Source organism: Paenarthrobacter sp. UW852, assembly GCF_024608385.1.
Classification (GTDB): domain Bacteria; phylum Actinomycetota; class Actinomycetes; order Actinomycetales; family Micrococcaceae; genus Arthrobacter.
The window spans coordinates 344501-359429 of the sequence record NZ_JAMSGY010000004.1 but is presented as its reverse complement, the minus strand read 5'-3'; the positions used below and the strand labels follow the sequence as shown (position 1 = coordinate 359429).

Sequence of the window (14929 nt, the reverse complement as noted above, 5' to 3'; positions counted from 1 at the left end):
ATCGGCGGCAGTGCCGGACGTATTCTGTACCTACTTTTCAGCCTCATGTCCCTACGGAATGGCATCGAAAATGGCGCGGAACAAGGGTCGGAAGCCAACTCTCGGAAAGGTCCTGCTCAGGATCTTCGGTTTCTTTTCCGTGAGCATCCTCTGCGGTGTGCTGATCTCCGGGTTCGTGGTGCCCGTAGTCGCCTTCACCAGCACCACGGTGGGTGGATCCATCGGGTTCTACGAGAGCCTGCCCAGCGAACTCAACGTCGACTCGCCGTCCCTTTCCAGCACCGTTGTCACGGCGGACGGCCAACACATTGCCACCTTCTATGCCGAGAACCGGGTGAAGGTTCCGCTGGAGGAAATGTCGCCGTTCATCCGGGAAGCGATCGTCGCCATTGAGGACAGCCGGTTCTACGAGCACCCTGGTGTGGATGCCCAAGGCATCATGAGGGCGTTGACCTCAAACCTGACCAAGGGAACCCGGCAGGGTGCCTCCACGCTGACGCAGCAGTACGTGACGAATGTCCTCAACGAGTCGCGGCTCACTCAGGGACGTCCGGAGGATGTGGTCCTGAGCGGCGAAAAGACCATGGGAGACAAGCTCCGCGAGATCAAGCTGGCCCTGGAACTGGAAAAGCGGTTCAGTAAGGACCAAATCCTTGAGGGCTACCTGAACATTGTCTTTTTCAACCGGAACGCGTACGGCATCGAAGCGGCGTCGCGCTACTTCTTCAGTACGTCCGCCAAGGACCTGACCTTGCCGCAGGCCGCACTCCTGGCCGGCTTGGTGAACGGGCCCAGCGTCTACGATCCAACCGTTGCCCCGGACGCCGCAGTCGCCCGACGAAACCTGGTGCTGGACAGGATGCTGGAGCAGGGCAAGATCACCGCCGTGGACCACGGTGTTGCAGTGGCGGCACCGTTGGAACTCAACATCACCCCGTCCATGCAGGGCTGCGCGGGGGCCACCATCGCCACGTATTTCTGCGACTACGTTTCGCATCTCATCCTCAACAACGACGCCTATGGCTCAACGTTGGAGGAACGCGAGCGGCTCCTGTTCCGCGGCGGCCTCACCATCACCACCACGCTGGACAGCAGGCTCCAGGCCGCCGCGCAAAAACAGGTCGATGCCTCAGCAGGCGACAATCCTGACAAGTGGGGCGCGGCCATGACCACGGTGCAGCCCGGTACCGGCAAAATCCTTGCGATGGCGCAGAACACGGTGTTCGTCCCGGAGGAAGGGAAGTACGATACCCAGCTGAACTTCAACGTGGACGCCAAGGATGCGAACGGCTACGACCTCAACGGGGCCGGCGGCTTCCAACCCGGGTCCACCATGAAGCCGTTCATCTATGCCGAGTGGCTCAATGAGGGCAAGAATCCAACCGCGGTGGTGGATGCTTCCCGCCGGGTCTACCCGGTGGGCTTCCCGTGGCGTGACAGTTGCGGGAAAGTGATGGGTGGCTACAGCACGGCCCAGAAAGCGGCCAACCTGGGCGCCGACGACGACCTGCAAAACAACGACCCCGGCTACTACCGTCCCATGCCCATCAACTACGGGCTCTACAACTCGATCAATACGGCAACGTTCGCCACTGCCGCGCAACTGGATTTCTGCGGCATCCAGCGGATGGTGGACACTGTGGGCCTGCACAGCGGCCTGGACAACGCGCCGGTCAACATGCACCAGATCGGCAACCTGCTCGGTTCCATCGGCGTGGCGCCCGTGGTCCTGGCGAGCGCTTACGCCACCTTCGCCAACGACGGCACCTACTGCGCCCCTATCGCCATCACAGAAATCAAGGACGCCCAGGGGCGGCAATACGATGCCCAGCAACCCGAGTGCCGGGATGCCGTCAAACCTGCCGTTGCCCGCGGAGTCAACGCTGTGTTGCAGGACGTACTGAAGATGGGTTCCGGCGTCTACATCGAACCCAAGGTACAGAACCAGGTCCCTGTCGCTGCAAAAACCGGAACCTCGAACAACAACGGAGCCACCTGGGTAGCCGGCTTCACCACCACGCTGGCTACGGCGTCGTTCTTCGGGGATACCTCGGCGGGCCAGCAACGGGCGGGCCAGAACGTCACCATCAACGGCAAGTTCTACAGGTCGCTGGACGGCTACATGATCGCCGGTCCACAGTGGGCAAACTACATGATGGAAGCCACTGCGCTCTACCCCAGCGGTCCCTTCCCTGCACCGGCTCCCCCACCTGCTCCGGTCACCCCTGCACCTACCGCGCCGCGGTAGGTATCCACGCCGGCGAGATCCCTTCCGGCGATGTAGCCGAACGTCAGCGCGGGACCGAGGTTGATGCCGCCTGCCGGGTAGTGGCCGCCCATGACGTTGGCTTGGTCGTTGCCCGCAACGTAGAGTCCCTGAATCGGCTTACCGTGGAGGTCAAGTGCCCGTGCGCGCCCGTCGGTCTCAACGCCGGCAAAGGTCCCGAAGCTGCCGGGAACCACCCGCACGGCATAGAACGGGCCCTTCTCGATGGGACCCAACGACGGGTTGGGCTTGTTGCCGGCATCGCCGCCGTACCGGTTGAAGGCGGTCTCTCCACGGCCAAAGTCGGGGTCCACGCCGGCCCGTGCGTTGGCATTGAACCTCGTCACTGTTCGACGTAGACCGGCGGGGTCTATGCCGCACTTCTCCGCCAGTTCTTCGATCGTCCTGCCCTTGATCAGGTATCCCGAGCGCAGGTACGGGAACAGGGGCACGGGCAAAGGTTTGGCCATGCCCAGCGGGAACCTGCGGACAAAGCGGCTGTCCGCGATCTGCCATGACTCCACAGTTTCGCCTTCGGGCGTCGCGGCCAGGAGCGCCTCGACGTAGTCGTAGTAGCCGTTCGCCTCGTTCACGAACCGCTGACCGTCCGCGCGGACACCGATGCTGCCCGGCTTGGCCCGGTCCATGATGTGCGGGAACACCCCCGTCCTGCCGTTGCGGTAGGGCACCAGCGACACCGGGCACCACGCGGCAGGCGATTTCACCGCAGTCTTGAAGCTGGCCCCCACAGACTGGGCCAGGTTGATGCCATCACCGGTGGTCTCCCCCGGCGCCAGCGTCCAGTGCTCGCGACCCGTTGGGGTTTTTGGAAACAACTCTTTCCGTCGCTGCACATCGTTGGGGAAGCCGCCGGACGCCAGCACGACGCCGCGGGCAGCGTTGATCTGCAGCTCACCTTCCGGTGGACGCACGACGGCGCCAGTCACCGTGCCGTCGTCGTCGCTGAGTAACGCTGTGGCTGGCGTGGAAACGCGGATGTCGACGCCGAGGTCATCAGCCGATTTCATGAGCCGGCCGGTAAGCGCTGTGCCGTTGACCAGCTGCATGTTGCGGCGGTGCGTCAGGACGTCCAAAAGGTGGAAGCCGAAACGCCAGCCCGCATGGAACAGTCCTTTGGGGTTTCCCTGTGATGCCGAGAGGAACTTGCCCAGGTCCGGACCGGCCATGATGCCCATGCCGAGGAACGATGTTTCATATAGTTGGTGGCGCATCATGGCGCGCACGGTGGGTTTGATGGCGCGGGCGTTCAGGGGTTTGGGTCCCACGGACCGGTTGCCTGTACCGGCGCCGGGCAGCTTGCCGTAGATGTCGTTGATCTTGCTGCCGGGAACAAACTGCAGGGATGTTTTTTCGTGGAAGAAGCCCACCATGTGTGGAGCAGCTTCGAGGAATGCATCCACTTTGTCGGCCTGATAGTCATCCCCGAGGACCCCGCGGAGGTAGGTTCGGAAGGTGTCCTTATCCTCGTTGACGCCTTCCTTCTTGGCGAGGGGATTGCCCGGCGCCCAGGCCCAGCCGCCGGACCAGGACGTTGCACCGCCGCACACGTCGGCTTTTTCCACCACGATGACTTTCAGCCCGTGATAGGCGGCCGTCACTGCCGCTGAAAGGCCTCCGGCCCCTGAGCCGATCACCAGGACGTCGCAGTCCACAGTAGCCAGAGGTTGTTTGGTGTTCATTTGGTGCTCCCGGTAAGTGCTGCGTTGTTGATTGTGAGGGTGGTGAGGACAGCTCCGGCTGCCGCTCTGAGGTGCTTGGCCCATCCGGATTCGCCCAGTGCCGCGACCCGGCTGTCCGATGGGGTTTCGACGCTGACCGCAGTACCCGCGGGGAACGCAGCTACGAGGGACGCAAGGTCGAATTCGCCTTCTCCCGGGACGCCGCGTTCGGAACGGGACTCCTTGACCAGTCCCTCCCTGTTCCCTGGCGGTGATGAAGGTCCGTCGCAAAGTTGGATCAAAGGAACAAGATCCGCGGTGGCAGCAAGCTCATCCAAGGAACCCCCGAAACGGTTGATGTGGAGGGCGTCCACCACGATCTTGCAGCCCGCCCGGCGAGCCAGCGCTGCCGCCTGCGGTATGGAACGGACTGCCTGGTAGGCGATGGGTTCCAAGGTGGGCATGATGCCGTAGGCCTTGCCATCCAGGGTCATCTGGGCGAGGTGGTCCCCAAAGCGATCAAGGTCCGGGTCCGCGCATGCCACCGTCAGGGTCGAGGCACCCAAGGCTTGGCCGGCTTCCATCATCTGCAGCCACGCCTGGCGCTGATCGGTCCCGTTCTGCAACCCTGTTCCGTCCAAGAGCAGGAACTCGATGTCTTCAACCGTGATCCCTGTGTCAGCCATGCGGGCCAGGGTTTCCCGAAGCATGGGCGAGCCCGGTTGAAGGTCATAGGGCCGCTCGGAAGCAGTAACCGGCCGGACCCGTGCGCCAATGAAGTCGAATCCGGCCTGGGCTGCGATGGTCACCAGGTCCGGGGGCGCGGTGCCGACAAGGGAAAGCTGGGCCAATCCTAGCCGCCGGGGCTGACGCTCGCTCTGCTCTGCGCCGAATTCGCCGGAATCGTGCGGCTTCGCTGGAGAGCTCCAGCGACTTGGCACCTTTCCGGCGAACTCGGCTCCCATGCCGCTTCCGGCCAACGTCGCTGCGATGCGTTGCGCAGCGTCGTACCCGCTCTTCACAGCGTTGGACACGATAGCCGGGGAGGTATCCACAACCGTCCCGGCCAGCGCGACCGGTACGGACGCAGCCAGGCTGAGCCCTGCTTCCCGTTCCTCGTGCGTGATGGAACCATCCAGCGGCAGCACGGAACGCGAAACCAAGAGATCGCCCGGAGCCTCAACCCACTGGTCCTCAACACCCGCTCGGCTGATTCGGACCCGGGAACCGTCATACTCCTCGATGGTGCTGGACAGGAAAATCCGCACCTTTGGGTTGGCTTCGAGCCGTGGCACGGCAAGGATCTTGGCACGGCGCCCCGACTCAGGAGCCAGCGCCGCCTGGGGGCCCACGATCAGCACGGCAGTGCCCAGGGACGCGAGGGTGTCCGCCACACTCATGGCCACGGAGTCCCCACCCCATATGGTCACAGCCTCGGGAACAGCAGCCGATGAATCGCCGTCCAGGATGTCCGGATGGGCAGACAGCCAGTCCCGGACATCGGACACCTGCGGCAAGTCGGCCCCGATAAACCCTGGCGTCGGCCGCAGCCCACCGGTAGCAAGGACCACGGCATCGGCGCCGACCTCGCGGGCCAGCTTGCCGGCGTCGGAGATATCAACGCGTGCTGCTAAACGGACTTCCACGCCCAGCCGCTCGTTTTCCGAGTTGGACCACTCCGCAAAACGGTGGAAGTCCGGCGTCGATTTCATCCGCTCCGCCATCGCGAACTGCCCGCCGGGCCGCACGCCGCCGTCCATCAGAGTCACCCGGGCACCGGCTTCGGCGAGTTCCCGGGCGGCGGTGAGGCCAGCGGGTCCGGCCCCCACCACCAGCACCTTCGAGTCGGGACGGACAGCGGCAGTCGGAACTGGAACCCGTGAGCGTCCGACGGCTGGATTGACCGTACAGGTGACCTGGCCAAGACCAAGGTTGTCGATGCAGACGTTGCAGGCGATGCAGGGCCGGTAACGTTCTCCCCGCAGGACGCCGCCAACAAAGGCAGGGTCTGCATGGATGGCACGGGCCAGGCTCACGAAGTCGCAGGTGCCCTGAGACAGGACTTCCTCAATGATCTCCGGCGAATTCAAACGCCCAGCCATGCCCAAGGGGAGCCCGAACTGGCGGTAGGCCTTGGCATAATCGGCCAGGATTCCGGGCTTCCACTCCCCCGACTGCACGATCCATTCACCGGCGTCGTAACTGCCCGCCGAGATGTCCAGGAAGTCGAGCTTGTCCAGGTGTGCCTTGGCGACGATGGCCACTTGCTGCTCGGCGCTGATACCGTCGGCCGGCCCTTCCACCACCGAAACCCGCATGCCCACGATCGTGTCAGGCACGGCCTCCCGCACGGCGTCGATGACCAGGTTCAAGAAGAACTCCGGAGCCGCGAACTCGTCCGTGCGGTGGTTGGAAATGGGCGACATGAACTGGTGGATCAGGTACCCGTGCGCGCCGTGGAGGTTGATGACGTCGAACCCGGCGGCAACAGCGCGGCGGGCCGCGGCCGCGTAGGCTGCCACCAGCTCGTAACACTCGGCAGCGGTGAGTTCGCGCGGAACCTCGCCTCCCGCCGTCGGGCATGGAACGGGCGACGGCGCGAGGTTCTTGAAACCGGAAACTGCGGCCTGCGCGGTGCGGCCGCCATGGTTAAGTTCGACGGCGGCGAGCGCACCTTCCGCGTGCAGGGCCTCATTGAGCCGGCGAAGTCCGGGGATCATGTCATCCGTGTGCAGGCCAAGTTGGTGGGTGCGGCCCTTGCCGTCGGCCCGGACGTAGGTGGCCTCAGTGGTGACCAGGCCCAGTCCGGCTTTGGCACGGGTGACCAGGTAGTCGATGTATTGCTCCGTGATGTAGCCGTCCGTGGTGCCGTAGTTGCGCTCCATGGGCGCGGAGGCCAGTCGGTTGCGGAGGGTCTTGGGGGTGCGGCCGTTGCGGCCAAGGGTCACGGGTGTTCCGGCGATTCGTGTCTGTGCCATGGTCAGCCAGCCACCTTCTGGAGGTCGCGGAGCCCGGGGATCGCCTGGTGTGCGGGGTGAACGGGTGCGAAGCGGACTGGTTGGCCGGTTCGTGAAGATTCGTACACGGCGAGGAGAATGCGGAGGGACTTCAACGCGTCCTTACCCGTGATGGCTGGTTCGGTGCCAGCCTCGAGTGCCTGGACGAAGTCCTGGACCTGCAATTTGTGGAACGGAATCAGCTGGCCGTTGATGGCGGACAGATCGACGTTCGGCTCCACGCCTTCCGGGTGGACAGGTTCGACGACGATCCGCTCGCCCACCGCCCACAGGTCCAACCGTCCGTCGCTGCCTTCCGGGAACTCCGTCAGGGAAGCCGAGGCACCTGTTTCGCCGGTGATACGGAGCTGGATCCCAAGGTTCGGCGATACAGCGGTGGATGCCTCCAAGGTAGCCATGGCACCTGAGGTGAAGGTGATCACCGCCGTCGCGGAATCCTCTACCTCTATGTAGTCACCGTGGCGGTAGGTGTTGACCTTGCCATAGACCTCGGCCACGTCCCCCAGATACCACTGGAGGAGGTCGATCTGGTGGACAGCCTGGGACATGAGGACCCCACCGCCGTCGCTGTCCCAGGTGCCTCGCCAGGCGTCACGGTTGTAATAGTCCGGCGCCCGGTGAAGCATCACTGAGCACTGCGCCATGATGGCTTTGCCCAACGTGCCGTCGTCGATGGCTGCACGGATCTTCTGCGACGCCGGCCAGAAGCGGCGCTGGAACAGGACACCAAGTTGGACTCCTGCTTCCTCGCAGGCTGCGACCATGCGCTCGGCGGACTCCAGCCTGGTGGCGATGGGCTTCTCGCAGAGGACGTTGACACCGGCAGCTGCGGCTTTCAGGACCACTTCCTCGTGCGTGGGGTGCGGCGTGCAGACGGAGATGATGTCCACCTCCAGCGCCAGGAGCTCATCCAAGCTGGTGACCGCGTTGGGGATGTCCCAGGCTCTCGCTGTTGCCGCGGCGCGGTCTGCATCCACGTCGCAGACGCCGATCACCTGGACGTTGTCCAGGGCTTTGAAAGCCTCCAGGTGATTGCGGGAAATGGCGCCGCAACCCGCGATTCCAACGCGGAAGGTGCGGGTTGCCGGTGCTGGGGAAGTCATGGGGTATCCAACTTTCGGGACTGGGTGGTTGCTTGGTGGTTGCGGCACGTCGCGGGGACGGCGCGGCGCCGGGCCGGAAGCCGGCTGGCGCCGGCGGCGGGGTGCCGGGCGGCTGGAAGGTGCCGCCCGGCGTCGTGCTTTGTTCGCTTACTTGCTTGCTTTGCTCGGTTTGCCGAGATCCCCAAGCGGAACGTTGTAGGTCTCGCGGGCCGTCATGATGGCGATGGCCGAGGCCGCCAGGCAGAGGATGGTGAAGCCCGCCACGGGCATCCAACCGTTCGGTCCGGGCTGGGCCAGCAGCGTAGCGATAGCGGGTGCGAAACCGGCCAGGATGAGGCCGATCTGGCTGCCGATTGCCATGCCGGAGTAGCGGACAGCGGCGGGGAACATTTCCGGGAAGAAGACCGTCCACACGCCGTTCCAGCAGGAATAGAAGACCGTCATGTTGAGGAAGCCGAACAGGAAGACCAAGGCAATGTTCTGCTCGCTGATGGCCCAGAAGTAGCCCACCGTGGTCAGTGCGCAGCCGAGGGCACCCACCAGCAGGACCTTCTTCCGGCCAACGCGGTCAGAGATCATGGCTGAGATCGGGATGGTGACCATCGAAAGGCCGATCGTCACAGCGTTCACCGTGAGCATGAGCGTGCGGTCGATGCCCACGGCCGGTCCGGTTGCGTATGCCAGGGCGTAGACGGTGAAAGTGGTCTGCATGACGGAGAACAGCATCACCACGCCGACTCGCAGGACGTCGCGCCATTGGGTCTTGAGGACCGCGACGGCGGGGATGGCTTTGGGCTTGCTGGTCTCCACGATTTCTTCGAAGACGGGCGGCTCTTCCAAACGGGTCCGGATCCAGTACGCCACAGCCAGCACCACAACCGAGAGCCAGAACGGCACCCGCCACCCCCAACTGAGGAGCTGGTCTTCGGGCAGGGCTGCGAGCGGGATGAACACGATGGTGGACAACACCATTCCCGAGGCGTAGCCGGTCATCACGAAGCTGGTGAAGAAAGCCCGGCGGCCTTCCGGTGAGTGCTCCATGGTCAGGGTGGAGGCGCCAGCGGATTCGGCACCTGCGGAGAAGCCCTGGGCGAGGCGGCCTACCAGCAACAGCGCTGTTGCCCAGTAGCCGATCTGCCCGTACGTGGGCAGGAACCCGATACCGATCGAGGCGAGGCCCATGATCACCAGCGTGACCATCAGCGCCTGCTTGCGTCCGATCTTGTCGCCGTAGTGGCTCATCACGAGCCCGCCCAGCGGCCGGGCAAGGTAGCCCACGCCGAACGTCGCCATGGCTCCGAGCAAGGCAACCACGGGGTCGCCTCCCGGGAAGAAGATCTTGGGGAAGATCAGCGCTGCGGCCGTGCCGTAGATGAAGAAGTCGTAGTACTCCAGGGTGGATCCCAGGAAGGAGGCAAGTGCCGCTTTCTTGGGCATTTTGACGTGTTCAACCGGCGCTGTTCCAAGCGGCGCGGTTCCAAGCGGTGCTGCCGGTTCGTTTACATCCGAGGGCGAGTGCTGCTGCACGTGTCCCATACTGTCTCCTCATTGAGTGCCGCGGGAAGTGGCACCGCCATGGTGCCTTGCCCGGCAAAGAATTAGATGAGGTCCGGATCGCCGGCTGCCGCTTTGTTGTGCAGCCCATCATGTTGCCGTTGATAACGGCTCCGGATGTGTGCTCCAGATCACTGACGATTGTTCCTCTGGGATCGACTGTAGGACCCAGGTCACACCGCATGGACGAACTTCCCGTTGAACGGGATACCCCCTGTGGATACTGCCTGTTGCTACGCAGAACCAGCCTGCGACAACCACGGCCGGGAGCCGTAGGGCCGGCGCTCGGCACCCATGGTTCTGGACAGACCGCGGCCTGCGGCCACCAACACCGGCAGGATCAGCCCGGCATCTTCATCGACAGAAGGCACGACGACGGATATGGCACCTATGACTGCCTGGCCCTGGCCAAACACAGGCACCGAAAAGGCGGTGTTTTCAGCCACCAGAACACCCACCAGACGGGCATAGCCGCGCTCGCGGATCAGGGCGAGGTTGCTCCTGAGGCGGGCAGGATCTGTCTCCGTTGCAGGGGTTGTCTTCTCCAACTTCCCGGCAATGAAACGATCCTGGACCCAGCCGGGCATGTGCGCCATCATGGCCATTCCCGAGGACGTGGTGTGGATGTCCAGGCGCCCAGCGACCTCGGCCAGGTTCATCACCGTCCCGTGCCGGTCCAGCCGTTCGAGGTAGAGGACGCTGTTGGACTCGATATCCGGGATGGATAAGGACACATGTTCCCGGACGGCCGCATGGACACCTTCCAGGAACGGCAGGCCACGACGCCGGAACTCCTCCAGCGGGTTGCTGCGGGATGCCAGCTCCCACATCTTCATGCCGACGCCGAATTCGCCGGCTTCATTGCGTTCAAGGAGGCCGTTGGATGCCAAGTCCATGGCCAAGCGATGAACCGTACTGCTGGACATCCCGGTAATCCGGACGAGTTCCTTCAGGGGAAGCCACGGCTGGCCCTTGGAGAACGCATCCATGATCTTCACAACGCGCTCAATGACGGACTCCCCCGACGCCGAGTTAGCCATGGTGCCTCCGTTGAACCGTCCGGCTGCTTTCACCCGGAACCAGAACCCAATATAGCCTTGCACTGGATCCGTAAAACGTGGGAGGCACTGTGGAACTGCGGCAAATTGAGGCCTTCCTGGCTGTGGCCGAGGAGCTGCATTTCGGCCGGGCTGCTGAGAGGCTCCGCATGGCACAATCACCGCTGAGCCAGACCATCAAGAAACTCGAAAAAGGCCTGGGCGCACCACTTTTTGAGCGGAACACCAGGTCCGTTACGCTGACCACTGCGGGTCACTCACTGCTCCCGCATGCCCGCAGGATCCTTGAAGAAGTAGATCTGGCGCAGAGGGCCGTAAATGCGGGCAACGCAACCGTCTACGGCAAGCTGGCCATCGGCTTCTCCGGTGCCCTGAACCACACCACGCTGCCCCCGCTGACCCGCGCCTTGCGCCAGGAGTATCCCCAACTCGATGTGACGCTGCACGGTGGATTGCTGACCCAGGAAGCTCTCCAGCAACTGGGTAACGGGGCGTTGGACCTTGCATTCATCGGCCTTCCCGTGGACGCCCCGTCCTTGGCCACCCGCCGCATTGCCACTGAGCGTTTGGGCGCCACCTTGCCCACGGATCACCCGCTGGCAGCCCGCTCCTCAGTGGGCCTGACGGACCTCGCCGGGGACCCCTTCATCACCATGCCCGCTGCACAGGGGTCCACCTTGCGGGAGGTGACCTTCGCTGCCTGCGCAGCCGCGGGCTTCCGGCCAAGGATCAGCCAGGAGGTTGCCGATCCCTACACGGCACTTTCCCTGGTGGCCAGTGGGGTGGGGATCAGCCTCATGCCGGAATCGATCGAGGGGATCATGCCAACCGGCACCGTGTTCCTGCCCCTCGACGGCGACGATGTGCTGCTGTTCTCCGGTCTGGCATGGAACCCGGGCGGTCTGTCTCCGGCTCTCCGCGCCGCCCTTCAAGTAGCCGAGGAAGTACTTCCCACTCCGGCGGGCTAAGGCCCCACTATGTAGAATTTTCACATAGTTCTTGACCAACTAAGTATTGGACAAGGCCTAATACGTTGCCCAGCATTGAGGGAGCCCCATCAACTCAATGAAGAGGACACCCTCATGGCCACCTTTGCTGTCACCTACACCTACTCAGACGCCACGTCCGCTGGCCGGGACACTGTCCGGCCTGCCCACGTGGAGTTCCTCAAAGCCCAGTTCGAAAACGGTCGGCTCCTCAAAAGCGGTCCCTTCGGACCGGACGAAGCTCCGGGCGCCCTCCTGATCATTGCCGGTGAATCCAAGGACGACGTCGAATCCCTCATGAACCGGGATCCATTCCACGAAGCCGGCCTCATTGAAGAGCGCACCGTGAGGCAGTGGAACATCTTCTTCGGCGCCGACGCCGTACAGCCGGCGCAGCCAGCGCAACCCGCCGCGCAGCCCGCCGGCCGGAACTGAGGTTTCCCCATGCTGTCAGCCATCACCGTCACCCGGGAAACCATCGAATTCCGGGAATCCGCCGAGCCTTCAATGGAACCCGGCCATGCACTGGTGCGAGTCCACAACGTCACCCTCTGCGGCACCGATCTCCACATTTGGGAGGACGACTACCCCACGGAGTTGCCGCTGATCCAGGGCCACGAGTTCTCCGGGGTTGTGGAGGCGGTTGCCCCTGGGAACAGCGAAGGCATCGCTGTGGGTGATCGCGTTGCCGTGAACCCCATCATCTCCTGCGGCCAGTGCCGCCCGTGCCTGAGCGGCCGGTACAACGTCTGCCGGAATGTCGGTTGCCTGGGCTGCTACTCCGACGGTGCGCTCACTGAACTGATCAGCGTCCCGCTGGGCAAACTCCACCCTGTTCCCGACGAACTGCCTTTGGACATCGCAGCCATGGGCGAACCTGCTTCCATCGCCATGCAAGCGGTGAACCGGGGCAGGCCCGAGACCGGGGAGACGGCGCTGGTGCTCGGAAGCGGGCCTATCGGTTTGCTGGCCACGCTCTACCTGACGGAATTGGGCGTCAAGGTGATCTGTGCCGATACCGAGCAGCACCGCTTGGACCTCGCTATCGACTTCGGGGCTGCAGACACCCTCCTGGTGACTCCAGGAATCGAGTTCCCGGACGCACATCAGACTCAGCGCCTGAACGCACTAACCGACGGTTACGGGCCACAACTGGTCATGGAGGCAACGGGCGTGCCCTCATCACTGGAAAACGCGATCAGGCTTGTTGCCAGCGCCGGGAGGATCGTCCAAGTGGGTATTTCGCCCCGGCAGGCCAACGTTTCCATGAAGGACATCCCCTACAAGGAACTGGACATCATGGGCAGCCGCATGAGCCTGAACCTCATTCCCGACGGTCTGGCATTGTTGTCACGCCATCCTGAACAAGCCCGGGCGCTCATGACGCACCGCTTCGCCTTCTCTGATCTCCAGCAGGCATTCCAGCTCATGCAGGGACGCACGGAAAAGATCGGCAAGATCCTCATCGGGATGCCTGCGGCTGGTGTCGCATGAGTACCCCTGTCCTCACCGAAACCAGCCAGCTCAACCCAAGCTACGACGTCGTGGTTATGGGCAGTGGCGCGGCGGGACTAGTGGCGGCCGCCCGCGCAGCCGACGCCGGACTAAGGGTCCTGGTTGTTGAAAAGGCTTCGCTCTTGGGCGGTACGACGGCGGCCGGCGGCGGCGTCATGTGGGCGCCCAACAATCACCTCGCCAGGGCGGCCGGGTACCAGGACAGCCGTGCCGACGGCGTTGCTTACCTCTCAGAGGCGGCTGGCCACGTGATGACGGCCGGGGAAATCGACTGGTACGTCTCCACTGCGCCGCGAGCCGTGGAGTTCCTCAACACGAACACCAGAGTCTCCATGGTTCCCATCGCCCGCCCCGATTACCACATGGAGTGGAAAGGTGCCGCGAACGGCGGCAGGGGCTTGGACAACAACGCGTTCGACCCCCAGGAGTACCCGGGCTTGGCGGAGCTGATCCGGCCGTCGTCGTACTTTCCGTTGCTCACCATGACCGAGCGGGACGAACTCAACGGCCGAGCGGCTGACCCTTCGCTGCTCGAGCACCGCGCATCCACGGGCATCCGAACCATGGGCGGGGCACTGGTGGGAAGCCTGGTTGCGAGCGCCTTGGATCGCGGGGTCCACATCGTGGTGTCGAGCCCTGTGGAGGAGTTGTCGCGTGACGAGTCCGGGTGGCTGGTGACCCTTGGCGGTACCGCCGCCGGGGTGTCGGTGGCCGCGACCGCCGTCGTGCTTGCTTCCGGCGGCTTCGAATGGAACCCGCGGCTCCGCAGCGCTTTCCTGCCCTATCCCGTGACGCCGATCAGTGCCCCATCCAACGAGGGCGACGGTCTGGAACTTGGGCTGAAGGTCGGTGCGGCTGTGGAGGACATGTCGGCTGTGTGGGGTGTCCCGGTTATTTCGACGGCGGCCCATCAGTACGACGGCCGGCGTTCGGGCCGCATGGGGAACGTGGAAATGACGCTTCCGGGTTCCATCACTGTGAACAGCGACGGGAAGCGCTTCGTGAACGAGGCGTTGAATTATCACGATGCCAGCCGGGTGTTCGAGTCCATCAATCCGCACACGGGCAGGCAGCAAAACAATCCCGCGTGGTTGGTGTTCGATGCGGACTATCTCGCCAAGTACCCAGTGGCGGGGTCTCTGCCCGGCGAACCCGCTGAATGGATGGTGTCCGCGCCGAGCCTGGAGCTGCTGGCCAAGGAGGTGGGCATCAATTCGGCCGGTCTGGAGTCGACGGTTGCTCGGTTCAACGCCGACGCGGCCGTGGGCGTGGACACGGAATTTGGGCGGGGAGAGACACCGCAGGACCGTTTCCTGGGCGACGCTGGCAACACGCCCAACCCTTGCTTGGCACCCCTGGTCACGGCCCCGTTCTACGCCGTGCCCATCCACGCCGGGGTGCTGGGTACCTCGGGCGGGCTGGCCACGGACTTCAACGGGCGTGTGCTGGACCATCGGCAGCAAGCCATTCCGGGGCTCTACGCTGCGGGCAACGTCTCGGCCGGTGTCTTCCGGAACAACTATCCGGGCGGTGGGGCAACCCTGGGCTCTGCGATCACGCGGGCCTTCGCGGTTGGGGAAGATCTCGCGGCCCGGCTCGCGTAGCCGCACCTTGGGGGGACACAAACGCTCGACGGCGACTACCGCCGTCGGGCGTTTGCGTTGCCAGGCCCGCTCTACGCGGCAACCCATGGCCGAGGCACGCAGAGCGGGCCCCACAACACACCACCCCACGATGCGAGGCCCACTCTG

10 protein-coding genes are annotated in these 14929 nt (G+C 64.1%); 5 read left to right on the top strand and 5 right to left on the bottom strand.

All coding sequences use genetic code 11. The annotated features are described in order from the left end of the window. Positions 1-70 precede the first annotated feature (70 nt). Positions 71-2248 (top strand): transglycosylase domain-containing protein, encoded by a 2178-nt coding sequence (locus NEK97_RS09870; protein ID WP_257369692.1) that lies wholly within the window; start codon positions 71-73, stop codon positions 2246-2248. On the opposite strand, the gene NEK97_RS09865 is transcribed toward NEK97_RS09870, so the two are convergent. The 5 genes from NEK97_RS09865 to NEK97_RS09845 form a co-directional block, all read right to left on the bottom strand. Then, a complete protein-coding gene (locus NEK97_RS09865) occupies positions 2173-3966 on the bottom strand; it encodes an FAD-dependent oxidoreductase (RefSeq protein WP_257369691.1) in 1794 nt (597 codons plus the stop codon). The genes NEK97_RS09870 and NEK97_RS09865 overlap by 76 nt on opposite strands. Continuing rightward, entirely contained in the window at positions 3963-6923 is a 2961-nt protein-coding gene (locus NEK97_RS09860) for an FAD-dependent oxidoreductase (RefSeq protein WP_257369690.1), read from the bottom strand. Before NEK97_RS09860 ends, NEK97_RS09865 begins: the two co-directional genes overlap by 4 nt. Before the next feature lie 2 nt (positions 6924-6925). Beyond that, positions 6926-8065, bottom strand: coding sequence for a Gfo/Idh/MocA family protein (locus NEK97_RS09855; RefSeq protein WP_257369689.1), 1140 nt, complete (start codon positions 8063-8065; stop codon positions 6926-6928). A gap of 147 nt (positions 8066-8212) precedes the next feature. Beyond that, on the bottom strand, positions 8213-9601 hold the full coding sequence (locus NEK97_RS09850; RefSeq protein ID WP_257369688.1) for an MFS transporter: 1389 nt from the start codon (positions 9599-9601) through the stop codon (positions 8213-8215). A gap of 251 nt (positions 9602-9852) precedes the next feature. Then, positions 9853-10659, bottom strand: a complete 807-nt coding sequence (locus NEK97_RS09845) for an IclR family transcriptional regulator (RefSeq protein ID WP_257369687.1) — start codon at positions 10657-10659, stop codon at positions 9853-9855. Between the two features lie 89 nt (positions 10660-10748). Here NEK97_RS09845 and NEK97_RS09840 point away from each other — a divergent pair, with 89 nt between their 5' ends. The 4 genes from NEK97_RS09840 (at position 10749) to NEK97_RS09825 (ending at position 14782) form a co-directional block, all read left to right on the top strand. Next, positions 10749-11645, top strand: a complete 897-nt coding sequence (locus NEK97_RS09840; protein ID WP_257369686.1) for a LysR family transcriptional regulator — start codon at positions 10749-10751, stop codon at positions 11643-11645. A 114-nt stretch (positions 11646-11759) separates the two neighbouring features. Next, the gene (locus tag NEK97_RS09835) at positions 11760-12098 is read left to right on the top strand and encodes a YciI family protein (protein ID WP_257369685.1); all 339 of its coding nucleotides are present in this window, start codon (positions 11760-11762) and stop codon (positions 12096-12098) included. Between the two features lie 9 nt (positions 12099-12107). Then, positions 12108-13157: an alcohol dehydrogenase catalytic domain-containing protein gene (locus NEK97_RS09830; protein ID WP_257369684.1), complete on the top strand. Its 1050-nt coding sequence runs from the start codon at positions 12108-12110 to the stop codon at positions 13155-13157. After that, positions 13154-14782 carry an FAD-dependent oxidoreductase gene (locus tag NEK97_RS09825; RefSeq protein WP_257369682.1) on the top strand — a complete coding sequence of 543 codons (1629 nt, stop codon included), beginning with the start codon at positions 13154-13156 and terminating at the stop codon, positions 14780-14782. Before NEK97_RS09830 ends, NEK97_RS09825 begins: the two co-directional genes overlap by 4 nt. Positions 14783-14929 lie beyond the last annotated feature (147 nt).